This is a genomic window from Asticcacaulis excentricus, from assembly GCF_003966695.1.
In the GTDB taxonomy this organism is placed as follows: domain Bacteria; phylum Pseudomonadota; class Alphaproteobacteria; order Caulobacterales; family Caulobacteraceae; genus Asticcacaulis; species Asticcacaulis excentricus_A.
On record NZ_AP018827.1, the window covers coordinates 568,291 to 593,374 of the forward strand.

Here is a 25,084-nt window from a genome sequence, read left to right on the forward strand (position 1 = left end):
AGGCTCTGGACAGGCGCAATTTTCGCCTATATCCAATACCTATATAGAACCTCTACATTACCTTTGAAGGACCTGACTATGGGACTGAAGTCAACCCGTCGTTCGCGCTGGCTGGCCTTACGCTGGTTTGTGTGTGCCGTCAGCGCGCCCGTAATGTGTGCCGGAGGGGTGACCGCGCAGGCGCACCCGGTGGCTACGGCACCGGCGATCTATCCTACGCCACAGTCCCTGACCTTGACCGGAGCGGACCTTAAGCTGGGGACGTCGCTGTTGCTGGTGCGCGGTGATAAGGTCGATGCCGAAACCGAGGCATTGGTACGTCGGGTCCTGACGGCCGCAGGGGTTGAAACGGTGCGTGTGGTTAAGCGCCTGCCAAAGCGCTTTGCGGGTGACTATGCGGTGATCGGCACGGTCAACGACGCTGAGGTCAAGGCGGCGCTCAGCGCCACGGGCGCGGCGGTCCCCACACGTCCCGAATCCTATCTATTGACGACGCGTCAGCAGGCCTCCGGGGCACTGATCGTGCTGGCGGGTGCCGATGCCGACGGCCTCTATTATGCCGCCCAGAGCTTCAGGCAGATCGTGGCCCAGGGGCGACTGCCGGCGCTGACGATCAGTGACTATCCGTCCATGCCGGTGCGCGGCACTATCGAAGGCTTTTACGGCAAGCCGTGGAGCATGGCGCAGCGTGCTGCCCACATCGAATTCCTGTCGGGCCTGAAGGCCAACACCTATATCTACAGCCCCAAGGACGATGTCTATGCACGCGACAAGTGGCGCGAACCGTACCTGGTCGAGACGTTAAAGGACCTGGGTGGGCTCGTGGGGCTGGCCAACCGACACCATGTCAACTTCATCTATGCCGTCTCACCGGGGCCGTCCATCTGCTATAGCGATCCGGCCGATCTGGCGCACATCCGCGCCAAGTTTGCCGCGCTGCGTAGCGTAGGGGTGCGCAGCTTCTACGTGGCGCTCGATGATATCGAGTATAAAAAATGGAACTGCGCGGCCGACGAAGCGGCCTTTGGCCCTTCGGGCGAAGAAGCGGCGGCGAAGGCGCAGGCCGGCCTCCTGAACGCCGTGCAGGCCGATCTGGCCGCCAACGGGCACGGCGAACTGATCATGGTCCCGACGGAATATTACGACGCTAAGGTCTCGCCTTATAAAACCGCACTGGCCGCCGCGCTCGACCCGCGCGTCGTGATCCAGTGGACGGGGACGGACACCGTGCCGCCGTCGATTTCGGTGGCCGATGCGCGCAATGCTACCAAGGCCTTCGGGCGCAAGACGCTGTTGTGGGATAACTATCCGGTCAACGATTTTGGCGAATCCGCCGGTCGTCTGCTGATGGCACCTTATGCGCGGCGTGAAGCCGGTCTGTCGGCAGAACTGAGCGGCATCGTCTCCAACCCGATGAATCAGGAGGTGGCCAGTCGCCCGGCGGTGACGGGTCTGGTGGCGTTTGCGTGGAACGATCAGGCCTATGACGCCGAACGTACCTGGCGGGCAGCGGCGCGTGATCTGGCCGGGAATGATTCGCAGGTGACGCAGGCGCTTCTGACTTTTTTCGATACGCAACATCTGGCCCCCACCTTCGGTAATCAGCCTTGGCAGACTCAGGCCCCGCAACTGAGGGCGGCCATCAACCGCGTGCGTGACGCGCTGGCCGGGACGGATATGGCCGAGCGTCAGGCGGCGCTGAGCGCCCTGTCGCAATGGGCCGATGATCTGAGCAACGCGCCGGACCGCATCCGTGCCGGGGTGACGGACAAAGGCTTTGTCGAAGAAGCGGCCCCTTGGCTGACGGCCACCGCCCTGTGGGGCAAGGCGCTTCGCCTGACCGTCGATGGGCTTCAGGCCGCTGATGCCCAAACGGCCGCGGATCGCTTTACGGCGGCGCAAGGTCTGGTGGCCGAGGCCTCAAAACTGCGCACCATACCCGGTGCCACGCGCCCCGAAGGCCCGATCAGGGTCGCCGACGGGGTGCTCGATGTGTTTATCACTGAGGCCCCGAAGCTGGTCTATTGGCCCTGACTTTCGCTTTACCGGCTGTAGCGTAGGCGCAGGGTAACGGCGCGCGGGGCTCCGGGCGTCAGCCACACAGCGTCGTAGCTGTTTTCAATGTAAGCCTTGTCGAACAGGTTGTCACCTTCAAGACGCAGTTCGACCGTCTCGCTGACCTGCCAGCCGACACTGGCGCGTGCGGTGACAAAGGACGGCAGGCGGAAGCCGCTGTTATTGGGATCGCCGGCACGTTCACCGACGAACACCAGCCCGCCGGACCAGCTCACAGACCCGGCCGCGTGCTGTTCCGGGGCGTAGCTGATGAACAACGCGCCGCTGTGTTCGGGGATATTGCTCAGGGGCCCGCCCACCAGAGCGGCAGTGGTGTCACGTGTTACCTTAGCGTCCACATAGGTATAGACGCCGGTCACATAGGTCGAACGGTTCAGCGCATACGTGGTTTCAAACTCCAGCCCCTTGGAGCGCGCAGCCCCCAGCGCAACCTGATAGGCATTGTCGGCGGGATCCGTGCTGAGGATGTTGTCCTTGCTGATGTCGAACAGTGACACGGTGCCGGTCAGCTTGCGCTCTTTGAGGCTGAACTTGCCGCCGATTTCGTAGGCTTCGCCCTTTTCGGGGGCAAAGGGCCGGTTAAAGCGGTCGGCACCCTGATTGTAACGGAAAGAGCGTCCATAGCTGGCGTAAAGGGAAAGATTATCTGACGCCTTGTAGGTTACGGCGGCGCGGGGCGAGGTCTGACTCACGGACTGCGATACCGCGCTGTTGTTCATGCGGTTGGTCACGGTCTGATCGATGTCATCGTGGCGCAGGCCCAAAAGCAGGGTCCAGTGATCGCCAATACTGATCAGGTCCTGTACGAAGAGGGCGCGTCCGCTCAGGTCTTCGTGGTTATCGGTATTGAGCGGTGCCACCGGCTTGGTCTGGCCATACACTGGATTATAGATATTGATGCCATAGGGATTGGCGGCGGTCGGGTTGAAGCGCCAGAATTTGCGATACTGGTTGTAGGCAAAGCCGTCGATCCCCGCCCGTATCTGATGCTCAGCCCCGAAGGCCTGTGTCAGCGCGCTGAGTTCCAGACGCCCGCTCAGATCGTCCCAGGTGTAGTCGTGGATGCGTAATTGCCGACGCAGGAGCCCGTCGGCCTGCAACAGGCGATTGTGCGTCGATTGGCCGGTCATTGCGCCGTCGCGATAGGCCAGCCCGCCTTCGACAGAGACGCTGTCGGACAGGTCATAGGTCGCCGTCAACTGATGCTGACTGCTGGTCTGATGGATGTGGCCATCATTGGGCTCACCCAGAAAGCGCGTGACGGGCAGGGCCAGCGGGTTACCATTAACGGCCACGAGGCCGCGGTCATGGGTAAAGTTCACACGGTTGAATTCGCCCTGATACAGAAAACGCAAAGTGTCGCGCGGCGCATAAGCAATCGACGGCGCGATCAGCCAGCGGTCGGAAGGAGTAAAGTCCCGGAACCCGTCCGAACGTTCCGCCACTGCGATCAGGCGCGTCTTCACCTGCGACCCGACAGGCGTGCCTGTATCCACCGCGCCGCGCCAGGTAGCGAAGCTGCCCGCTGAGAGGTCGGCGCCGAAATGCGCCCGATCCAGCGGGGCCTTGGTCACAATATTGATCGAGCCGCCCGGCTCGCCCTTGCCGGAAAGGGCCGAAGCAGGGCCTTTCAGCACCTCGAAGCGTTCGATGGTGGCGACATCGCGGCGGGCATTGAAGCCGCGATTGGCGCTGAAGCGATTGATCAAAAGGTCCGGCCCCTGATTGATGTCGCCGGAAAAGCCACGGATGGCGTAGGCATCCCACGCGCCGCCAAAGCTGTTCTGCCGCGACATGCCGCCCGCCAGGTCATAAAGCTCCCCCAGCTTGGTAAACCCGGCGTCCTCAATCAGGTGTTCGTCGATCACCTTGACATTTTGCGGCAGGCGCAAGGGCTCGATATCGAGGCCCTTGATACTGGCCGCGGCCTTGCGTGAACCGGCTACCACAACCGTTGTCGGCTCCTCGGAGGCGACGGGCGCATCGGCGCAGGCCGTGCCGGCCACTGCGCCACTCAGCGCCAGCCCGATCAGCGAAGCGGAGCCAGACAGGCGGAGACGTTTTACAGGGGAGGTCATCATTTTTGCCCTTGAAGTGTTACGTAATAACATAATAAGAGCGTCGATACTGATATATGAGGCCGTTGGCAATGACCGAAATGAAACGGGGTGATCAAAGCGTAATCCTTCGCCTGAAGGCGGTTTCCGCTGGCTATGGCCGGCGGACCGTCCTCAATGACCTCAGCCTTGAGGTCAGTCGGGGCGAGATATTTGCGCTTCTGGGCGGCAATGGTGCGGGCAAGTCCACCACGCTCAGGGTGCTGCTGGGCTTTCTCAAGCCGTCTGGCGGTGAGGTCACCCTTGCCGGGCAGGATGTCGTCGCCGACCCAGCCGCCGCGCGGGCGCACATAGCCTATGTAGCGGAGAATGTGGCCCTTTATGAGCATCTGAGCGCGCGCGAAAACCTCGCCTATCTCCTGACGCTGGCGGGAGTCACCGCCGAAGCGTCGCGTATTGACGACGCGCTGGAGGCGGTGGGGCTGGACGTGACGGCGCGCGGCCAGCGGCTGTCGGGCTATTCCAAGGGGATGCGGCAAAAAACAGCGATTGCGCTGGCGGTGGCGCGCGAGGTACCGGTCCTGCTGCTGGACGAGCCAACGTCGGGCCTCGACCCCAGGGCGATCAGCGAATTCCACGATCTGCTGGATGTTTTGCGCGCGCGTGGCACGGCCATTCTGATGGTCACGCATGATCTTTTGGGGGCCACGCAGGTCGCCGACCGCATCGGTTTCCTCAGCGAGGGACGCCTGACACAGGTGGCGGACAGAAGCGAAGGCCGGAGCTTCGATATCAACCGCCTCTATCAGGCCTATCAGACCGCGCAGCCGGGGCAGGTGGCATGAGCCGGGTTTTGACCATCGCCCTCAGCGAAGGGCGGGCCCTGTTGCGCAACCGCACGGCCGTGATCAGTGCCGCCCTGTTTTTACTCCTCAGTCTGATGGCTATTCTCAATGCCTGGGATCAGTTCCGCTATGCGCAGGGGCTGCGTCAGACCTATCAGTCGGAGGCCAATCAGACCTTCGATGCGCAGCCCGACCGCCACCCGCACCGCATGGTGCATTATGGGCATTTTGTCTTCCGGCCGCTCAATCCGATGGCGGCCTTTGATCCTGGCGTCGATGCCTTTACCGGGCAGATGCTCTATCTGGAGGGCCATCGCCAGAACAGCGCCAACTTTTCGGACACGCGGCAAAACACTTCGCTTGTGCGTTTTGGTCAGTTGACGCCCGCCTTCTGTCTTCAGGTGCTGGCCCCGTTGCTGCTGATCTTTCTGGGCTTTGGCGTCATTGCGCGCGAACGCGAAAACGGCACGCTGGTACTGTGTCTGACGCAAGGGGTCACCGGCCCTCAGATGTTTTGGGGCAAGACGCTGTGTCTGGCCGTCGTGGCGGGCCTGATCCTGCTGCCGGCGCTGGTTAGTCTGGCTTGGCTGGCCACGCAGGCGATGCTGGGCTGGGGGCTGACCCTAGCGATCCTTACCGGTTACGTCCTCTATCTGCTGATCTGGACGATAGGGATTGTTCTTGTCTCCCGCTATGCACGGCGTGGTCGAGAGGCCCTTCTGGGGCTGATCGCCCTGTGGGCCTTTTTCTGCGTTTTCGTTCCGCGCATAGCGCCTGATCTCATTGCCCATGCGCGCCCGCTGCTGACTCAGATGGAGACGGATATCCGCATCCACAAAGAGCTGAAGGCCATGGGAGACAGCCACAATCCCGATGATCCTTACTTTAATGCCTTCCGGCAAAAGGTGCTGAAAAGCTACGGCGTTTCGCGCGTCGAAGACCTGCCGGTGAATTACAAGGGCCTGCTGGCGCTGGAAGGTGAGCGCATGACCAGCGCCTTGTTCAAGGCCTATGCTGACCGCAATTTTGGTCAGCAGCACGCCCAGACGCGCCTGATGGACGGTGTGGGCCTGCTGGCACCCGTGTTGGCCGTGCAGCGCGTCTCCATGTCGGGAGCGGGCACAGATCTCAGCGCGTATCAGGCCTTTCTGGAACAGGGCGAAGCCTACCGTTTCGGGCTTGTCCAGCACCTGAACCAGTTGCAGGCCACGGCCCTGACCTATGCCGACGATACCAACAAGGCGCGGGAAAACCGCATCTCGCACGACCACTGGACCGACTATCCCGACTTCGTGTTCCGGCCGCCGGCTATGGCTGAGCGTTTGGAGCGCCTCAGCCCGGCTTTGGGTGTTCTGGCGCTGTGGTGCGGGGTTCTGCTGGGGCTCGGTCAGTGGTCGGCCCTGCGTCTGGAAAGGCTGATGAAATGACTATGCTCCGGTTTGAATGGCTGTTGCTGATACGCTCACGCCTGACGCTGGCGGCGCTTATTGTGCTCAGTGTGCTGTCTATTTTTGCCGTGGCGCGTGGGCTGCACGAAGTCGCGCGTCAGAATGCGGTCATTGCGCACCTGGAAACCCTCCAGAAGAATGATATGTCCGATCTGGCCAAGGCCTATGGTCCGGAGGGAGATGCGGGCTACGCGGCTTATTACAGCTTTCACCACACCTATGATCCGCCCTCGCGACTGGCCTTCGCGGCCCTGGGGCAAAGAGACGTGTTGCCCTATAATCTGCGCGTGCGCGCGCTGGGTCTACAGGCCCAGCTATATGAGGGGGATATCTTCAATCCGGAACTGGCTCTGCCCGGCCGCTTCGATCTGAGCTTCGTGCTGGTCTATCTGACGCCGCTGTTTCTTGTGGTATTGCTGCATGATCTGGTCTCCGGAGAGGCGGAAAGCGGCCGTCTCACCCTGCTGCGCGCCGCCCCAAAAGCTGGTATCGCCTTGTGGTTGAGACGGGCGGGCCTACGCAGCGCTCTGGTTTTTGCGGCCGTGGCGGTGCCTTTTGTCGCCGGGGCCGTAATCGCTCAGGCGCCGGTTGCGGGGGTTATGGGTGGTGTTGCCCTGATCGCGCTTTATGTGATGTTCTGGACGGCGCTGTGCCTGCTGACGGCGGCCTTCGGCTTCGGCTCGCGCATCAACGCGTTGGTGCTGCTGAGTCAGTGGGTCATTCTGGTGCTGGTCGCGCCGACCCTTGCCCATATCGCCATCAGCCGCAGTGTGCCGGTGCCGCAGGGCGTCGATATCGTGCTCAAGCATCGGCAATTAGTGCATGGGGCCTGGGAAGTGCCCAAAGACCTGACGATGCAGCGCTTCTTCCACTCTCATCCCGAATGGAAGGCCACGGCCCCGCTGGGTAAAACCTTTGAATGGAAATGGTATTTTGCGTTTCACCACCTCGGCGATGAAAGCGTGGCGGCGGACGTCGCCACCTATCGCGGTCGAATCCTACAGCGTCAGGCGCTGGCCGAAGGCGTAGGCTATCTCTTGCCGTCGGTCGGTGTGCAGGCGGCGATGGAGCGACTGGGCGATACGGATATCCGTGGCTACCTAAGCTACCAGGACCAGATCAAGACCTTCCATACGGCGCTGCGCCGCTTCTACTACCCCTATATTTTCAACAGGACGCCCTTCCCGGAAGCGAACTATGCTCTGGCCCCCCGCTTTGAAGCCCGACCCTACAGCGGCGGGATCAGGGGTCTTTATATGCTGACATGGGCCGCCCTGAGCGCCGGTCTTGGCGGAGCGGGTGTGTGGCTTTTGCGAAAGCGGATTGCGTAATTGCATTAATATATTGAAAAGTAAATAAAAATGGATTCGATTATTGTTATAAGGCTTTCAATTGTAAGCAAGGTTATGCTGAAAGGATTTTATGGACACTCTGCCTGTTTTGGCACGAAGGCGGCTCGTCACGGTGTTTCCTTTGCAAATCCTCAACAGATGTGCGCTGCGGTAATCTTTCATTATCCATAGTTCGGTCATAAAGGCGCGAGACTAATGACGCTCCGGAGACCCTCATGCGCACCTTCAAGCGAATTTCCGTTTTTGTCCTGCCGGTGGTAACCGCAGCGGCCCTTTCGGCTTGTACGGTGATGCCCCAGACGCCGAAATATCCCATCTATATGGAGAACCGGCCGGTCGCCGAAGCGCCGCAGCCCGCATTGACGGAGGCGGCACCGGCACCGGTCGAGGAACCGACGGGCAATCAGCCCCTCGGCTCCAAAGGCGGGGTGACCACAAGCGAACTGCCCCCCCCGCCACCGCCGCCGCCTCCGGCCAACACGGTTGCGACGAAGCCTGCGCCGTCTGCCCCGAAGCCCACGGCGACCCTGCCGGTGCACGACAGCCGGGCCGGGTTTGTCTACACGCTTCAGGCCAAGGATACGCTGTTTGGCGTGTCGCGGCGTTTTGGCGTGCCGGTGCAGACCCTGTACAAGATGAACGGTCTGGCGGCGGATTCCGTGACCCATATCGGTCAGAAGATTTTGCTGCCCGAAGGTGCCAAGGACAAGGGGGTGGAAGCCTATGCCTCCGGGCCTGCGCCTGAGCGTGTTAAGGCGGTGGTGGCGCAGGCCGATGCGCCGAAGCCCGTCGTGACGCCGCCCGCACCCAAGCCGGTCGTGTCGGCACCTGTGGCCGCAACGCCGGTCGTAGCTAAACCGGTTGTAACCGCGCCGACGCCTCCACCCGCCAAGCCCGTTGAGACGCCGAAAACCCTGCCGTCCGATACAGCCGGAATCGTCAAGCTGGGCAAGGGGCGCTTTGTCTGGCCGTACAAGGGTAATGTATTGGTGCGTTATGGCCAGTTGGCCCCGAATGTGCGCAATGACGGCATCAATATCGGCGGCCCGGAAGGGGTGGATATTGTGGCCGCCGATGAAGGTACGGTGGTCTATGTCGGCGATCAGGTGAAGGAACTCGGCAATACGGTCTATATCCGTCACGCCGATGGCTTCTACACCGGCTATTCGCACCTCGGTAAGGTCAGCGTGAAGTCCGGGCAAAAGGTCGCTCAGGGGCAGGCCGTTGGCACCATGGGCAAGTCGGGGGCGGTGGACCGGCCGCAACTGCATTTCGAGGTACGCTATACGCCGTCCTCTGAAATCGCCAAGCCTTTTGATCCGACGCTGGTTCTGCCCTGAGGCAGGTTCCATCACCTGCCCAAAGCATTGCACGCGTAAGGAAGCCGTAAAAAGCGCATTGACCTTTTAATCTGTGTGCCTATGTATGGCGCAACCCTATTTCCCGCCTGCCGCTGGCGGGCCTAAACGGAGACCCGGTCTTGGATACTGCCGCTCTTGTTCAGCTTCTGCCCTTCGTGGCGATCTTCGTCCTGATGTACTTCCTCATCATCCGCCCGCAGCAAAAGCGCGCCAAGGAACATCAGGCGCAACTCAATGCCGTCAAGCGCAACGACACGGTCGTGCTGTCGAACGGCATGATCGGCAAGATCACCCGCGTCGAAGAGACCCAGGTGATGGTGGAAATCGCTTCGGGCGTGAATGTGCCGGTCGTCAAGTCGATGATCGCCGAAGTCCGCACCAAGGGCGACCCCGCCCCGGCCAATGACAAGGCCGCCTAAGCGCCTTTAGTCCCTCTGGGCCTGTCTGATCCGTCAGACAGGCTTTTTGTGTTTTTATTCAACCCGTTCCCGTGAATTTTTTACAGCGGGAGCTAAAGGGTCGTAACGATCATGATGCAATTGTCCCGCTGGAAAATCACCCTGGTGACGCTCGTCACCCTGCTGGGGATATGGTTTTCGCTGCCCAACCTTCTGCCAAAAACGGTCCTTGACCAGTACGGTTTCCTGCCGAAAAACGGCCTGAACCTCGGTCTCGACCTGCAAGGGGGCTCGCACCTTCTGCTTGAGGTCGATACGGAGGCCTTGGCGCGGGACAAGATCAAGAACCTGACCGAAGAGACGCGCGATCGCCTGCGCGGTGCCGGGATCGCCTTCGGCAGCCTGACGGCGCAAGGGGATGTGGTCAGCGTGCGTATCAACGAAGCCGGGCGTGTCGATGCGGCCCTGACCGCCCTGATGCCGCTGTCCAATCCGCTGGTCAATAATCCGTCGGCGCGCGATGTGGCCATTACCAAGGAAGCTGATCAGGTCATTCACCTGACCTACACCAAGGAAGGCAAGGCCGCCGCTTCGTCCGGCGCCGTGGACGCATCGATCGAAACCGTGCGTCGCCGTGTCGATAATCTGGGGACGCGCGAACCGACCATTATCCGTCAGGGCACCAACCGCATCGTTGTACAGGCCCCCGGTGAAAGCGACCCGGAGCAACTCAAGCGCGTGATCGGCACGACCGCTAAGCTGACCTTCCAGATGGTGGACGAGTCGGCATCGCCGGCGGATGTGGCCGCCGGTCGTGTGCCGCCGGGCTCCGAACTGCTGCCCACCTCCGATCCGACCTTGCCGCCGTCCATGGTCGTCAAGAAGCGCGTGATCGTTTCGGGTGAAAACCTGACCAAGGCCTTTGTCGATACCGATCAGAGCAACCGCCCGGCCATCGGCTTCCGTTTTGACGGCGAAGGGGCGCGCAAGTTCGGTGAAGCCACGTCGCAAAACATCGGTCGTCCGTTCGCCATCATTCTAGACGGCAAGGTCGTGTCCGCGCCGCGCATCATCAGCGCCATTACCGGCGGTTCGGGTCAGATCACAGGTAACTTCACCGTCCAAGAAGCCTCGGAACTGGTCAATGTGCTCAATGGCGGGGCGCTGACCGCGCCTTTGAATATCGAAGAACAGCGCGTGGTTTCGGCCGAACTGGGGGCCGACTCGGTGGCCAAGGGCCAGCTTTCGACCATTATCGCTTTTATCTCGGTGCTGATCTTCATGTTGCTGGCCTATGGCTGGCTGTTCGGCGGCATCTCGATCGCTGCCCTGATCGTCAACCTGATCCTGATTATCGCCGGTATGTCGGTGACGCAGGCGACCCTGACCCTGCCGGGTATTGCTGGTCTGATCCTGACTCTGGCCGTGGCCGTTGACGCCAACGTGCTGATCTATGAGCGGATGCGCGACGAAATTCGCGCGGGCCGCAACGTGATCGGTGCGCTGGATGCCGGTTTCTCCAAGGCCATGGAAACCATTATCGACGCCAACCTGACCTCGCTCGGCGCGGCGGCGATCATGTTCTTCTTCGGGGCCGGTCCGGTGCGCGGCTTCGCCTGGACTCTATCGCTGGGCGTTATCACCTCGGTCTTCTCGGCCGTTATGGTGACGCAACTGCTGCTGGCCTGGTGGTATCATGCCCGTCGCCCAAAGACCCTGCCGATTCAGGCCGCGGACGGTAAGGGCGTATGGCCGCTGATCAAGATCCTGCCGCAAAAGACGAACTTTGGCTTTGTGCGTTTCTCCAAGCTGGCCGGGATTATCTCTATCGTTCTGGTCGTGGGTTCGCTGTTCTTCACCATCTGGCCAGCCACGCCGCCGTGCGGCGGTCTGAACTGTGGCGTCGATTTCAAGGGCGGCACCATCCTTGAAATGTCGCAGAAATCCACCATTGATCTGGCCAAGCTGCGTAGCACACTCGATACGCTGGACCTGCATGACGTGCAGGTGCAGGGCGCCGGTCAGTCGGGTCAGGACGCCATGATCCGCTTTGAATCTCCGACGAGCAACGCGCAGGCCGCACTGGATCGCGTGCAGACCTCGATCAAGGCGCAGTTCCCGGACGCCAGCTTCAAACCAGCCACCGTGGTCGGCCCGAAAGTGTCGGGTGAGTTGTTCACCGGCGGTATTCTGGCGCTGGTCTTCGCCATCGGCCTGATGATGGTCTATATCTGGTTCCGCTTTGAATGGCAGTTCGGCTTGGGGGCGGTTGTTGGCCTGATGCACGACGTCATCCTGACCTTTGGCCTGTTCGCTGTCTTCCGCCTGGAATTCACCCTGACGGCGGTCGCGGCCATCCTGACCATCATCGGCTATTCGATGAACGACACCGTTGTCGTGTTCGACCGTATCCGCGAAAACCTGCGTAAGTACAAGAAGCTGCCGCTCAAGGACGTGATCGACCTGTCGATCAACGAAACCTTGTCGCGCACCATCATCACCGGGGTGACGGCGGTCATGGCGCTGACCGGTCTGGCGGTTCTGGGCGGTGAGGCGCTGTTCTCCTTCTCGGTGGCGCTGATATTCGGTATAATCATCGGCACCTATTCGTCGATCTATGTAGCCGCGCCTGTCATCCTGCTGTGGGGCGTCAACCGTAATGCGGCCGAAGCCGAGGTCGTCGATGTCGGCGGCTTCAAGGGCAAGAAGGCCCCGCAGCCTTAAAGCGGGTCTGCCAGACTTACAATTGACCGCCCTGTCCCATTGGCAGGGCGGTTTTTTGTTGCTTTTGGTGTGCGGCAGGGTAAGGGCAGGGCATGTCCGACTCCCCGATCTTGCCCGAAGACGAAACCGTACCGCGTGATGAGGTCGTGCGTCTGTCTGCACAGTTTATCGAGGATGCGCAGAAGCGGGCCGACGTGCTGGCGCTGCTGGCCTTTGCTCAGGTTCTGCGCGATGTCCCGGCCCGCGTCTCCGAACCACTGCTGGGCGATATCCGCTATACGTGGTGGGTTGAGGCGCTGGAGGAAATCCGTGACGGGCGCAAGGTGCGTTATCATCCGCTGAGCGCGGCGCTGGCGGGCGTGGCCGAACGCCATGCCCTTGATATGCAGGCGCTGGTCGACGCCATTGAGCCGCACCGGTTACAACTGGATGGCCGCCTGTCCTTGCGCGAAGCTTTGAGCGTGGCCGACAAGGGGCAGGCCGTCGTATTGGCGCAGGCGGCCAAGGTGCTGGCCCCGACAGCCGATACGGCGTCTCTGCTCATCCCGGCGAGGTTTCAGACTCTGGCGACACTGAAGGTGGCGGGCCGTTTGAACGCCGAGGAAGCGGGCGCGGAAGAGGGGCGTCATCTGTACCGTGACGCGCGTCAGGGGATGAAGCGCGTGCCGTCCGCCCTGTTGCCCTTGGTGTTGCCGACGGCCGTGGCTGCCCATCTGTGGCAGGGTCGTGTACGTAGTGCCCTAACCGTGCGTTTGAAACTGCTCTGGGCGTTTGTGACGGGCCGGATTTAAATCGAAGCCTTACCCAATCCCGAATAGCGGCTTCTTTTTCGGCGGTTGCGACACAGTCGGCGTCACGGGGGCCGGATATAACGGATAGGCTTTCCAGCCCTTGGCCACCATCTCTTCAAATCCCTTGCACTGCGGCAGGGTCATGATCACGCCGGTCTTCGGCTTGGCAAACGGGGCTGGAAAGCGCGCCGACGGAAAGGCCGGGTTGACGAACACCCAGTCCGACGCCAGCCCATAGCCTTTTTCACCGCCGGTGCGCACCGCATTATAGGCGATGCGGGCCTCGATCTCGCTGACGCCCCATTTGCGCATGGCGCGATAGAAGATGTCGTCGGCGTCCTGACGCTTACCTGGCTCCCCGATGGCGTAGAGCCAGTCGTGGACGATTGCGGCGCGGATGGTCGGCCCGTCCGTATTAACGGCAAACTGCCCGAACCACGGCACCGACGCGAAGTCGGTGCGGAACCATTTTGGCACCACCACCACCTTGCCCGTCAGTTTGTCGCAATAAGGGAATTCGTCGTTCAGAGTATAGAGCTTGCGCCCTTCCTTTTGCACGTCGAACAGAAGAACGGGCTGCGGTTGCAGCGAAGAAGGCACAACAACGGGAACCGGCACGATCGGGGGCGTCTCGGTCGTGGCGCAGGCGCTTAGGCCCAGAACGGACAGGGCAAGAAGAGGGGCGAGGGCTTTCATCACACACACATGTCAGGCGGCACTCAGGCCGGAACCACCTCTGTTTTTAACCACGTCTCGATATCGCGCAAGGCCCGAACGCTCATCTGGCGTTTCTTGGCGCGGGTGCGATCCTTGACGGGGATCTTCTTGCCGTCTTCGTCGAACTTCGGGGCCTCCATCGGTGGCAGGAGTCCATAGTTGATATTCATAGGCTGGAAAGACGCCTTTTCGTCGGCCAGATGCCCGCCGGTGATATGGCCGATCAAGGCACCCAATGCCGTGGTCGGCGGCGGGGGGAGCAGGGTTTCGCCGCGGGCTTCGGCGGCAGCGAAGCGTCCGGCCAGAAGACCCATGGCGGCGCTTTCGACATAGCCTTCGACGCCGGTAATCTGCCCGGCAAAGCGCAAAGACCGCTCACCAATCAGGCGCTTAAGCCGCAGATCGGCCCCCAGCACCTTGGGCGACTGGATGAAGGTGTTGCGGTGCAGCCCGCCCAGACGCGCAAATTGCGCGTTCTGAAGACCGGGGATCATGCGGAAGACCTCGGCCTGAGCCCCGTGTTTCAACTTGGTCTGAAAGCCGACCAGATTATACAAGGTTCCCAAGGCATTATCCTGCCGAAGCTGAACAATCGCATGAGGTTTAACCGTCGGATTGTTGGGATCGGTCAGGCCCACCGGCTTCATCGGGCCATAGCGCAGGGTTTCGCGCCCGCGTTCGGCCATCACCTCGATGGGCAGGCAGCCGTCGAAATAGGGGACGTGCTCCCATTCCTTGAAATCGGCCTTGGGGCCGGTGAGCAGGGCATCGACAAAGGCCTCGTACTGGTCCTTTGTCATGGGGCAGTTGATATAGGCCGCCGCGTCGCCACCGGGGCCTTCCTTGTCGTAGCGCGACTGCCGCCAGGCGATCGACATGTCGATGCTTTCGGCGTGGACGATAGGGGCGATGGCGTCAAAAAAGCTGAGGTGGCCTTCGCCGGTCAGCTCCAGAATGACCTCGGACAGGGACTCCGAGGTCAGCGGACCCGTAGCGCAGATGACGTTTTTCCAGTCGGTGTCCTTCAGCGAAGTGACCTCCTCGCGAAGGAGGGTCACCAGTGGATGCGCCGTCAGCGCGGCAGTGACGGCCTGCGAAAAACCTTCGCGGTCCACAGCCAGCGCACCGCCGGCGGGCACCTGATGCGTGTCGGCGCAGGCCATGATCAGCGAGTTGCCGCGCCGCATCTCGGCGTGCAGCAGGCCCACGGCATTATATTCCCAATCGTCCGAGCGGAACGAGTTGGAACAGACCAGTTCGGCGAGGCCGTCGGTCTGGTGCGCGTCGGTCGGTTTGACGCCGCGCATCTCGTGAATAATGACGGGAACACCGGCCTGAGCCAGTTGCCAGGCGGCTTCGGAGCCGGCAAGGCCGCCGCCGATAATGTGTACGGGTTGGACTGTCATGCGGGTCATATAATGAGATCGTATGACGATGTCACGGTCTCGATGAAAAACATTGGGCAGGTTGCCTTTGCCCTTTTAAAGGGAAAGGATTTGTTTAACAGTGGGCCCTGCTTAGGGTTAACGCTGCGGGTTATCGGGCTTTTGGGGATTTCGACAATGAGTTTCGGCACGGCCTTTCATCTGATCGGTGCGCTGAAGACGGCCGGGCAGAGCCTGCCGCTGTTGTGGCGTAAGGCGGGCCCGGTTTTGGGTGTTCTGTTTGTCGTACTGCTGCTGGGGCATTTGCCGCATCTGGATGTGTGGCTACGGCGCGGCCTGATCGTGGTCGGCGTGATCGCGCACACGGCGGCCGCCGGCGCTTTATACCGCGTCGCGCTGTTCGGGGAGCGTTTTGCCGCGGCCGAAGGTCTGGGCTTTGGCGGCTTGCAGTTCGGCCGAGCCGAGCGTCGCCTGCTGGGGGCGAGCGCTCTGGTCCTGCTGTTCTGGTCCATTGTGTTTATCGCGGGCGCCGTGGTGCTGGCCCTGTTCATGGGGGCGGCGGGCCTGCCCGAAGACAGCTATCGCACGCCGCAGGCCCTGTTGCGCACCCTGATCGAAGGGGCGCAACCGCAAGGGGTCGTCGTCGGCCTTGCGATTATCGCCGTTCTTCTGACGCTCAGTATCCTGACGGTGAAGCTGTGGCTGCACCGCGCCGCCACGGTGGCTGAACATCGGCTGGTGTCGCTCAATGCGCTCAGCCTGTCGTCGGGCCAGACGGTCAAGCTGGGCCTCGGTTACGTCTATATCCTGTTGCCGTTTATCGTCCTCAGTAGCCTGATGCCGCCGCTGACGATCGTGGCCGGGCTGCCTCTGGGGGGCGTGATCAATCTGGCGCTGGGCGTCGGCGTGTTCATGCCGCTCAGCATCGCTTTTTTGGCCTCAGCCTATAGGCAAATCAGCGCACTTCGCGCTAAGGGATAGTCAGTTCTCTTTCCCCGGTTCCGTGCATGGCCTCCTCCGTTGATTTTGCCTTTGAAGGCTTCCGTATCATCCGTGAGCGGCCCATCCTGATTGCGTGGTGGGGAGCATTGCTTCTGCTGAACCTCATCATATGTATATTTATTCTGGCTCAGGCCGGTGTGCCTTTGACTGAGCATATGTCCCTCGAAAAAGAGGCGGCAGAAGGCATTGAACTGATTAGGCAAACCGGTGCCGTCCTTCTGGCCGCCCTCATAGGGATGGTTTTTTATGCTGTTATGACCTGTGCCGTTTATCGGGCTGTTCTTGGTGGCTATTCACCCCGTTACGGGTATTTGCGGCTGGGTATGGACGAAGTGCGACAGGTCGTCCTTATCTTTTCGCTGGTGTTGATGGTTCTGGTGGTGATGATGCTGAGCATCGTCCCGCTCATGATCCTCAATGGTCTGTTGTCTCTGATCGCTCAGGCGGTGGCGAAGGCGCTTGTACCGACAGTTAGCTCATTGGTTGCCTTGGCCGCCACCTTGCTGAATGTCTGGCTGGCGGTTCGACTTTCCATGGTGGGCGTGCAAAGTTTTGATGAGAAGCGACTGAATTTATTGGGGTCATTAGTGCTCACCCGTGGGCGTTTCTGGACGCTCCTCGGCGGCTTTGCCGTCGTGTTCGGCTTAGTGTTGTTTGTGGGTATCCTGTTTTACGTGATCTATATGGCCATTGCCGCCTGGATAACGGGTGTCGAGATTGTTACGATCGCAGACGTGCCAGCCCCGGACTTCTCTAGCCTCAGCGCCCTCTTGTCACCGGTGAACGCCGCCTATGTCGCGGTGAACACCATTGTGTCGCCTTTGACGACCGCGTTGGGTGTGGGTGCCGTTGCCGCGGCCTATCAAACCCTGAAAAACACGCCGAACGCCTGATCAGCTTCCGACAAGGTGCAGGATGTCGCGGCCCTGTGGCGGCTGAATCGGGCGCGCATTGGGGCCGGTCAGGCGCTGATAGGCATCTACCTGTTCCGGTGAAATCGAAAGCGGCGAGGCATAGACCAGCCAGGTGACCTTTTCCGTGCACGGCGGCGTGGTGAGCGAACCGGAATAGGCGTAAAACTCTTCGGTTGCCGGCATCAGGTCGCGCGCATTGACCAGCAGGTCGGGGATCAGGGCCGCCGGGCCCGGATCGGTCGGGAGCCACGTCCAGATGGGAGCCAGCATCGGGTCGGCCACGCCGACATCCGACAGGACGCCTATAACCAGCAGGTCGCCCTTGTCATTCTTATGCACAAAGTGGGTTTCGATGGCCGCGCGGTGACCGTCGATGGTGTGTTCGGACGGAGTGTGGAAATGGAACTGCACCAATTTGTAACGCACCCCGTCCATCACCACACCGCCGCCGTCGGTCGGGGAGACCTGAATGGCGTGCCCCAGATTCTGGATCTTGGCCGGGGATGAGGTGTAATCGAGTGTCAGATTGACCGATTTGGGGGCCGCCACGCCGGTGAGGTTGATCGGCGACTGACGCGGGCCGGTTTTGCAGGCCTTGTTCTCAGTGCTCAGATCGCCCCAGTGCGCCGGGCCGTCATCGCCTTCGTAGCTCCAGTGACTGACGTCGCCCTTGGCTGCGCCGTGACCATCCCCGCCATGATCACCGCCGCCATGCTCGCCCGCGGCTTCGGCATGAGGATCGCCGTGCTCCGCCTTGGGTTTGCCGCAGGACGACAGGCCCGCGCTCATCAGGGCAAAGGCAGCAACCGTAAACAGCAAAACAGGGCGGCGCATGGCGAACTCGAATCGAGAGTGAGGATGTTCGATTCAATGCCGTAACAGGGTTAACGCAGTGTTCACTTTCGCCACTGATCCGCGTTTGAACCCTATTTTTTCCGCGCCCTGTGCCGGGCCAGAATGTCTTTCAGGTATTTGCCGGTCCACGATTTCGGATTGTCCGCTACCTTTTCCGGGGTGCCAAAGGCCACGATCTCGCCGCCGCCGTCGCCGCCTTCCGGGCCGAAGTCGAGCAGCCAGTCGGCCGTCTTGATGACGTCCAGATTGTGCTCGATCACCACGGTCGTGTTGCCGTGGTCGGTCAGTTCGTGCAGAACCTCCAGCAACTTGCGCGTATCCTCAAAGTGCAGACCCGTGGTCGGTTCGTCGAGAATATACAGGGTCTTGCCCGTGGCGCGTTTCGACAACTCTTTCGACAGCTTGACGCGCTGCGCCTCGCCGCCCGACAGGGTCGTCGCCTGCTGACCGATCTTGATATAGCCCAGGCCGACGCGCTTTAGCGTCTCCAGCTTGTCACGGATGGACGGCACGGCCTTGAAGGCCTCAGCCCCTTCCTCGACCGTCATGTCCAGCACATCGGCGATGGAATGGCCCTTGAAGACGATCTCCAGCGTCTCGCGGTTATAGCGCTTGCCCTTGCACACATCGCAGGTCACATAGACGTCGGGCAGGAAATGCATCTCGATCTTGATGACGCCGTCGCCCTGACAGGCTTCGCAGCGGCCACCCTTGACGTTGAAGGAGAAGCGCCCCGGTCCATAGCCGCGCGCCTTGGATTCCGGCAGACCGGCGTACCAGTCGCGGATCGGCCCGAAGGCCCCCGTATAGGTGGCCGGGTTGGAACGCGGCGTGCGGCCGATGGGCGACTGGTCGATCTCGACCACCTTGTCGAAAAATTCCAGCCCCTCGATCTTGTCATGAGCGGCGGGATTGGCCGAGGCATTGTTCAGCCGCCGCGCTGCCGCCTTGTGCAGGGTTTCGAGCGTAAAGGTCGATTTGCCACCACCGGAAACGCCAGTAATGCAGGTCATGACCCCCACCGGGATTTCGCCAGTGACGTTTTTCAGATTGTTGCCGCGCGCCCCGATGACCTTGAGCATCTTCTTCTTGTTGATGGGACGGCGCTCATTGTCCGTATCCTTCGAAAAGTAGAGGGGGATTTCGCGTTTGCCGGTCAAATATTGCCCGGTCAGGGAGTTGGCATTGGCCTTGATGTCTTCGGGCGTGCCTTCGGCCACCACCTGACCGCCGTGCACACCCGCTGCCGGCCCCATGTCGATCACATAGTCGGCGGTAAGGATGGCGTCTTCGTCGTGTTCGACCACCAGAACCGAATTACCCAAATCACGCAGGCCTTTCAGGCTGTCGAGCAGGCGGTCATTGTCGCGTTGATGCAGGCCGATAGACGGTTCATCCAACACGTAGAGCACACCGGTCAGGCCCGAACCAATCTGCGACGCCAGACGGATACGCTGGCTTTCGCCGCCCGACAGGGTGCCGGAATTGCGCGACAGGTTGAGATAGTCGAGCCCGACCGCATTGAGGAAGTTCAGGCGGTCGAGAATTTCTTTCAGGATGCGCCGCGCAATATCCATCTGCTTTTCCGTCAGATGGTTTTGCAGATCTGCAAACCAGTCGTGCGCCTTCTTGATCGACAGACCGGAGATTTCGGCGATGTCCTTCGCATTGACCTTGACGGCCAGGGCTTCGGGCTTGAGGCGCTTGCCGGCGCAGGCTTCACACGGGGTTTCGGCCTGATAACGGCTCAGGTCCTCGCGCACCCACGACGAGTCGGTTTCGCGGTAGCGACGCTCCATATTGGGGATGACGCCTTCGAACGGCTTGGTCACGTCATAGCGCCGCGAGCCGTCCTGATAGACGAACTTGATCTTTTCCGAACCGGACCCCAGCAGGATCACGTCCTGCGCTTCCGGCGTCAGGGCGCGCCATTTGGTGTCCATCTTGAAGCCGTAATGCGCGGACAGGGCTTCAAGCGTCTGCGCGTAGAGCGGCGAGGGGCCCTTGGCCCACGGCGAAATGGCCCCGTCCTTGAGGCTTAACGACTCATCGGGCACGATCAGCGAGCGGTCAAAGGTCAGCTTAACCCCCAGCCCGTCACAGGTCGGACAGGCGCCGAAGGGGTTGTTGAACGAGAACAGGCGCGGCTCGATCTCGGCAATGGTAAAGCCGGACACCGGGCAGGCGAATTTTTCTGAAAAGATCAGGCGCTTCGGCTCGGTTTCCCCTTCCGCCACATCGGCATATTCGGCGATGGCCAGACCGTCGGCCAGCCGAAGCGCCGTTTCCAGACTGTCGGCCAGACGTTGCATCAGCCCGCCCTTCACGACCACGCGATCCACTACGACGTCGATATCGTGCTTGTATTTCTTGTCGAGCTTGGGGGCGTCTTCGATGGCGTAATACTGACCGTCGATTTTCAGGCGCTGAAAGCCCTGACGCTGAAGGTCGGCGATTTCTTTCTTGTATTCACCCTTGCGCCCCCGCACGAAGGGGGCCAGCAGCAACAGGCGCGTCCCTTCGGGCAGGGCCATGATCTTATCGACCATCTGCGAAATGGTCTGGCTTTCGATGGGCAGGCCCGTGGCGGGCGAATAGGGTACGCCGGTGCGCGCCCACAGAAGGCGCATATAGTCGTGGATTTCCGTTACCGTACCGACGGTTGAACGAGGATTTTTGGAGGTCGTTTTCTGCTCGATGGAAATAGCTGGCGACAGGCCTTCGATCAGGTCCACATCGGGCTTCGACATCAGCTCAAGGAATTGCCGTGCATAGGCCGACAGCGACTCGACGTAGCGACGCTGCCCCTCAGCATAGATAGTATCAAAGGCCAGTGACGACTTGCCCGATCCCGACAGGCCGGTGAGCACCACCAGCTTGCCGCGCGGAATATCGACATCGACGCCCTTGAGATTATGCTCACGCGCGCCGCGCACCTTGATGAAGCCCTGCATCAGGTTTGAGCTGCTCATCAGCATATCCTTGTCGTGTCCGCTATCGGCCATTACGCATATCCATCCGGGGAGGCAATTCCACCATATAGGTATAATGGCGGCGTCGAAAAAGTGTCAGCAGAGGTTTGCGGGTTCACTGCCTGATTTGCGGAGGGGGCGCAAGAACGTTTTGCGAACGCTTTTGTAAAAACTGTGACCGTGGCCCGCCTCGCAAAGGCCGGAATGTTTCGTTCAACTGGCAGAGACGGGGGCAGCATGGCGCATCACATCATTCAATGGCGACACGTGGGGCTGGCAGCGCTGATCGTCGTCGCGGCGCATCTGGTGCTGGCTCTGTTGTTCATGATGTCACGGCGTGAGGACACCACGGTCGAGTCCCCCGTCATTACCGAGATAGGCTTTGTGCCACCTGTGCTCATCCGTAAGGGGCCCCGGCCCGAAAAGTCGGTGCGCCGGACGCGATCGGCGTCCCATCGTCAGGAGACTTTCAATGATGCCCCCTCAGAGGTCGCGCCCCTGACTGCCGTTAGGGGAGAGCCGCCGCCCGAACCGGCTGATGCGGTGTCGCGTGAGACCCTGGGGGCGACCTTGCGACACGCTCAGGCCTGTCGCCGGGCCTTGATGGAGGGCAGCGTCCTGCCGCCGGACTGTCCGGCGCGCGGCGAGGGGATAAGCCGCCCCTTGCCCGTAAAACCCGGAGATCAGCCCTATTGGGACAAGCAGATCAACGACAATGCTTTCCGGCGTCGCTACAAGAGCGAACCGGGCAACACCGAATATTGGCAAAGGGTCAATCGCAGTCGCTCTGACCCACAAAGACACACCCCGCAGGAGTGAACCTATTTCAACAGGCGTATGTTGGTCAGAGCCCCACTGGTACCGGAAGAGGCGGTAATGGGTTCAAGGTTCCAGGTGGTATTGTTCAGGATCAGCCGGTTCATCACCATCGACAGCTTGTCGCTGCTCATTTTTGATTGCGCATTGAAAGTGACGTTGCGGCTGGGTAGCCAGATTACGCCGTCCATATGGTTGGCCACGGCGTTGTTGAAGATAAAATCCGTCTTGGCCAGACCCGGCTTTTCAAAGAACAGCAGGTTTTTGTATGTGCCCGTGTCGGGCGCGGTCAGGTCGGCGGAAATGCCGGAGTTGAACTGGATTTTCGAGGTGTCCTCGAAATAGAAGGTCACGCCCTTGCCCGTCCACGTCCCGCCATTGACGTTCCAGCCGCCGTTGCGGATGACGTACAGGCCGGGAGCAAAGCTGACCGCAGCCGACGAATTGTTGAAATTGAACCAGCCGCAATAGACACCGGGGCTGAGGCTCACGCTGCTGGTGTTATAGTTGCCGTTTGACATCGTGCACGGCGTGCTGGCCACAGTCGGGATAAGCGCCGCCCACTGATCGGCAACAGTGGGGCACGACAGGCTCAGGCGATCCACCGTCGTTGAGTTACGAATGACATTGCTGCCTTCGATGCACACCTTCTTGAAGTTCAGGCTGGAGCCTGAATTGAAGATGGCGGCCGGATTGCCCTTTGAACGCACCTGAATTTCGCAGTTGGGGGCGGTTATTTTGGCGCCGGAATTGACCAGCAGCGCCTGACTGCCCGACGGGTCAAGAACCTGAATACAGGGGCCCTGACTGCTGGCCTTGCCGATGGCCGTGGCGGTGACGCTGATTTTGAAGCTGGAAATACCCAGCAGACCCAGCAGGACCGTCGGGCTGTCATAGACGGCCGTGCCGGTCAGCGTGGTCTGGTCCGTAACGTATTTGGGGGTGACGCTCATCGATGCCGGCAGGTTCGATTTGAATATGCGCGTCGCCGCGTCACTGCGTTGCGACTGTTCCTGACGCAGTCCCCCCAGCACGGAGGCGTCCATGGCGTCCTGTAACTGCGCCCTGACGGAATAGGCCGCGTGGATATCGACAGCGCCTCCGACGGCTCCCGCGACGGCCATCAGAGACAGAGCGAAGGCAAGGGTCGTATTCCCGCCCTTATGCGAAACATAAGGTTGAAGGCACGTGACAAGGGGTGCAAACATGGTTCACTTCCTGATGATTGCCACCATTGGTAGCGCACCCTTGTGAACACATGCTTAAGCTACGCCGGAAAAATGACACCGGTTTCTGAATATTATGCCTTGAAGCCGTAGTTCAGCGACTGAGGCGTGCGATCCTTGATAGAGGCGCCGGGGCCATAGGTCAGGCTGGGTTTACGCGTTTCGTTCAGCGAGTCGGCTATGGCCTTCATCAGCCCTTCGGAGATGGTCTTGGCGGCCTCGACGGCACGGGCATGGCGTTCCGATATGGCCACAAAGGCTTCGGTGGCCTTGCGCAGGCTTTGTTTGTGGGCGGCGCTCAGTCCTGTCAGACGTGACGGATCGGCCTTGAGGCGGGCGCTTTCCTGACGATACAGGGCCGACAGGCTGCGCGTCTCTTCGACCGACTCGCGGATATCGAGCGGACGGTGCGCCTCAAGCGCCTCGGTTTCATCGCTCAGGCGTTCGGTCAGGCGCTCGGTGAGAACCAGAAGCTGCGCAGCGTAGTCATCGGCGTCGCGGGCGGAAATGCTCATGAGTGCGCCTCCTGTAGGGCAAGCAGTTGTTTCTGGACCTGAGCGGAAATACCGACACCGCCGGATTTCACCACCTGACCGGCCAGAGCGTCGAGATAGACGGAGCGAAAAGCCTCCTCACCTTCGCCGCCGCCGAACATGCCGTCGGTCGAAAGACCTTCGAACATGGGTTTCAGCATCTGGGAAATGACCATATCTTCAAAGTCATCGCCGACCTTTTTCGGGTCGCGGGTCTTCTGTTGAGACAGTGAAAACGGCTTGGCGTCTACGGGGTTTGCGACAGTTTTATCCAAAGGGCTCATGGGAATTACATCACCTCAATATCGCCTTGCAGCGCGCCGGAGGCCTTGATGGTTTGCAGAATGGAGATCATGTCGCGCGGGCTGACGCCAAGTGCATTCAGACCATTGACCAGATCGCCAAGTGAGGAGGTTTCTTTAAGCTCATAGAGCCGTTTCCCCTTTTCCTCTTCGACGCTGACCGAACTGTCGGGGACGGCTGTGGTCTGGCCTTGCGAGAAGGGGGCTGGTTGGCTGACGAAGGGGCGCTCATCAACACGGATGGTCAGATTGCCCTGCGCGATGGCGACGCGCGAGACGCGGACGTTTTCGCCGATGACGATGACGCCATTGACCTCATCAATGACTACCTTGGCCGGGGTATCGACGGTAACCGGCATTTGTTCAATGGCCGTAATGAAGCTCATCATGTTCATTTCCGGCCGATTGCGCACCGACACCACGGTCGGGTTGTCGGCAAAGGCTGTGCCGGGATAGGCCTTATTGACCGTATCGGCGATACGCTTGGCCGTGGTGAAATCGGGGTTTTTCAGCGTCAGGCGCACAATGGGCATGGCATTGAAGTCAAAGCCCGTCTCACGTTCGATAATGCCGCCTGAGGCGATGCGCCCGGCGGTCGGCACGCCCCTGGTGACCGAGGAGCCCGAAGCCCCGCCCGCAGATACGGAACCGGTTTGTATAGAGCCTTGCGCCGCCGCGTAAACTTCGCCGTCGGCCCCCAGAAGCGGCGTTACCAGAAGGGTGCCGCCCAGCAGGCTCTTGGCGTCGCCCATGGCTGAGACGGTGACATCAATGCGCGCACCGGGCGCCGCAAAGGGCGGCAGTTCGGCTGTGACTATGACCACGGCGGCATTTTTGGTATTCAGCGACGCGTCGCGGATATTGACGTCCAGCCGCCCCATCATGCTTTCCATGGTCTGCTTCAGCATGGGGGCGTTGCGCACTGTGTCGCCTGTGCCGTTAAGACCGAGAACGAGGCCGTAGCCAACAAGCTGGTTCTTGCGCACGCCTTCAATATCAACAATGTCCTTGATGCGCGACGCGGCCGCGGCTTCGCAAGCCCCGAGGACCGGCGCGCAAAGCGACAATAAGGTAGCGAGGGCGGCAATCAGAAGGCGCATACGCGTATCCACACAAAGGGCATTAACCATGTTTAGGTGTCTGCGAAATCTGTGCCAGATGAAAAATCTCTAAAAGTCAGAGGCTTGAGCTTCACGCGCTGGGGCGGGGGAAAAATCTGCCGGGCCGTTAAGGGCTTGGAAACCACGGGCAGGCAAATACTCACCGCCTGTACACCCTTAGAAGAGGGTTTCGCGTCTTTATCGCCAGAA

The 25,084-nt window shown here is 60.7% G+C and carries 20 protein-coding genes; 11 read left to right on the top strand and 9 right to left on the bottom strand.

Annotation, left to right across the window (positions count from 1 at the left end):
- Positions 1-78: 78 nt before the first annotated feature.
- The gene (locus EM6_RS02755) at positions 79-2,034 is read left to right on the top strand and encodes a beta-N-acetylhexosaminidase family protein (protein ID WP_126420141.1); all 1,956 of its coding nucleotides are present in this window, start codon (positions 79-81) and stop codon (positions 2,032-2,034) included.
- An 8-nt stretch (positions 2,035-2,042) separates the two neighbouring features.
- On the opposite strand, the gene EM6_RS02760 is transcribed toward EM6_RS02755, so the two are convergent.
- Entirely contained in the window at positions 2,043-4,157 is a 2,115-nt protein-coding gene (locus EM6_RS02760) for a TonB-dependent siderophore receptor (protein WP_126420143.1), read from the bottom strand.
- 68 nt (positions 4,158-4,225) lie between these two features.
- Here EM6_RS02760 and EM6_RS02765 point away from each other — a divergent pair, with 68 nt between their 5' ends.
- The 7 genes from EM6_RS02765 to EM6_RS02795 all read left to right on the top strand — a co-directional run bounded on the left by EM6_RS02765 (position 4,226) and on the right by EM6_RS02795 (position 13,052).
- Positions 4,226-4,978: an ABC transporter ATP-binding protein gene (locus EM6_RS02765; RefSeq protein WP_126420145.1), complete on the top strand. Its 753-nt coding sequence runs from the start codon at positions 4,226-4,228 to the stop codon at positions 4,976-4,978.
- Complete coding sequence (locus tag EM6_RS02770; RefSeq protein WP_126420147.1) at positions 4,975-6,405, top strand: ABC transporter permease; 1,431 nt, start codon at positions 4,975-4,977, stop codon at positions 6,403-6,405. Before EM6_RS02765 ends, EM6_RS02770 begins: the two co-directional genes overlap by 4 nt.
- Positions 6,402-7,757 carry a DUF3526 domain-containing protein gene (locus EM6_RS02775; RefSeq protein ID WP_126420149.1) on the top strand — a complete coding sequence of 452 codons (1,356 nt, stop codon included), beginning with the start codon at positions 6,402-6,404 and terminating at the stop codon, positions 7,755-7,757. Before EM6_RS02770 ends, EM6_RS02775 begins: the two co-directional genes overlap by 4 nt.
- Positions 7,758-7,993: 236 nt before the next feature.
- Positions 7,994-9,118, top strand: a complete 1,125-nt coding sequence (locus EM6_RS02780) for a peptidoglycan DD-metalloendopeptidase family protein (protein WP_126420151.1) — start codon at positions 7,994-7,996, stop codon at positions 9,116-9,118.
- A gap of 140 nt (positions 9,119-9,258) precedes the next feature.
- Positions 9,259-9,558, top strand: a complete 300-nt coding sequence (gene yajC, locus EM6_RS02785) for a preprotein translocase subunit YajC (protein ID WP_126420153.1) — start codon at positions 9,259-9,261, stop codon at positions 9,556-9,558.
- A 111-nt stretch (positions 9,559-9,669) separates the two neighbouring features.
- Positions 9,670-12,261 (top strand): protein translocase subunit SecD, encoded by a 2,592-nt coding sequence (gene secD / locus EM6_RS02790; protein ID WP_126420155.1) that lies wholly within the window; start codon positions 9,670-9,672, stop codon positions 12,259-12,261.
- 92 nt (positions 12,262-12,353) lie between these two features.
- Positions 12,354-13,052: a squalene/phytoene synthase family protein gene (locus EM6_RS02795; protein ID WP_126420157.1), complete on the top strand. Its 699-nt coding sequence runs from the start codon at positions 12,354-12,356 to the stop codon at positions 13,050-13,052.
- A gap of 9 nt (positions 13,053-13,061) precedes the next feature.
- On the opposite strand, the gene EM6_RS02800 is transcribed toward EM6_RS02795, so the two are convergent.
- Both EM6_RS02800 and trmFO read right to left on the bottom strand, forming a co-directional pair.
- The gene (locus tag EM6_RS02800) at positions 13,062-13,748 is read right to left on the bottom strand and encodes a DUF1353 domain-containing protein (protein WP_126420159.1); all 687 of its coding nucleotides are present in this window, start codon (positions 13,746-13,748) and stop codon (positions 13,062-13,064) included.
- Positions 13,749-13,771: 23 nt separating this feature from the next.
- On the bottom strand, positions 13,772-15,184 hold the full coding sequence (trmFO, locus tag EM6_RS02805) for a methylenetetrahydrofolate--tRNA-(uracil(54)-C(5))-methyltransferase (FADH(2)-oxidizing) TrmFO (RefSeq protein WP_126420161.1): 1,413 nt from the start codon (positions 15,182-15,184) through the stop codon (positions 13,772-13,774).
- Positions 15,185-15,331: 147 nt separating this feature from the next.
- Here trmFO and EM6_RS02810 point away from each other — a divergent pair, with 147 nt between their 5' ends.
- A complete protein-coding gene (locus EM6_RS02810; protein ID WP_126420163.1) occupies positions 15,332-16,135 on the top strand; it encodes a hypothetical protein in 804 nt (267 codons plus the stop codon).
- Between the two features lie 26 nt (positions 16,136-16,161).
- Positions 16,162-17,049 (top strand): hypothetical protein, encoded by an 888-nt coding sequence (locus EM6_RS02815; RefSeq protein ID WP_126420165.1) that lies wholly within the window; start codon positions 16,162-16,164, stop codon positions 17,047-17,049.
- Here the strand turns inward: EM6_RS02815 and EM6_RS02820 are convergent, their stop codons facing one another.
- A complete protein-coding gene (locus tag EM6_RS02820; protein ID WP_126420167.1) occupies positions 17,050-17,904 on the bottom strand; it encodes a carbonic anhydrase in 855 nt (284 codons plus the stop codon). It lies immediately after the preceding gene.
- A gap of 92 nt (positions 17,905-17,996) precedes the next feature.
- Positions 17,997-20,879 carry an excinuclease ABC subunit UvrA gene (gene uvrA / locus EM6_RS02825; protein WP_126422841.1) on the bottom strand — a complete coding sequence of 961 codons (2,883 nt, stop codon included), beginning with the start codon at positions 20,877-20,879 and terminating at the stop codon, positions 17,997-17,999.
- A gap of 255 nt (positions 20,880-21,134) precedes the next feature.
- On the opposite strand from uvrA, the gene EM6_RS02830 reads away from it, so the two are divergent.
- On the top strand, positions 21,135-21,716 hold the full coding sequence (locus EM6_RS02830; RefSeq protein WP_126420168.1) for a hypothetical protein: 582 nt from the start codon (positions 21,135-21,137) through the stop codon (positions 21,714-21,716).
- Positions 21,717-21,718: 2 nt separating this feature from the next.
- Here EM6_RS02830 and EM6_RS02835 read toward each other — a convergent pair whose 3' ends face one another.
- The 4 genes from EM6_RS02835 to EM6_RS02850 form a co-directional block, all read right to left on the bottom strand.
- Positions 21,719-22,921: a pilus assembly protein TadG-related protein gene (locus EM6_RS02835; protein WP_126420170.1), complete on the bottom strand. Its 1,203-nt coding sequence runs from the start codon at positions 22,919-22,921 to the stop codon at positions 21,719-21,721.
- Between the two features lie 92 nt (positions 22,922-23,013).
- Positions 23,014-23,454: a flagellar basal-body protein FlbY gene (locus tag EM6_RS02840; protein ID WP_126420172.1), complete on the bottom strand. Its 441-nt coding sequence runs from the start codon at positions 23,452-23,454 to the stop codon at positions 23,014-23,016.
- Positions 23,451-23,756 (bottom strand): rod-binding protein, encoded by a 306-nt coding sequence (locus tag EM6_RS02845; protein WP_126420174.1) that lies wholly within the window; start codon positions 23,754-23,756, stop codon positions 23,451-23,453. Before EM6_RS02845 ends, EM6_RS02840 begins: the two co-directional genes overlap by 4 nt.
- Positions 23,757-23,761: 5 nt before the next feature.
- Positions 23,762-24,874: a flagellar basal body P-ring protein FlgI gene (locus EM6_RS02850; RefSeq protein ID WP_126420176.1), complete on the bottom strand. Its 1,113-nt coding sequence runs from the start codon at positions 24,872-24,874 to the stop codon at positions 23,762-23,764.
- Between the last annotated feature and the right edge of the window lie 210 nt (positions 24,875-25,084).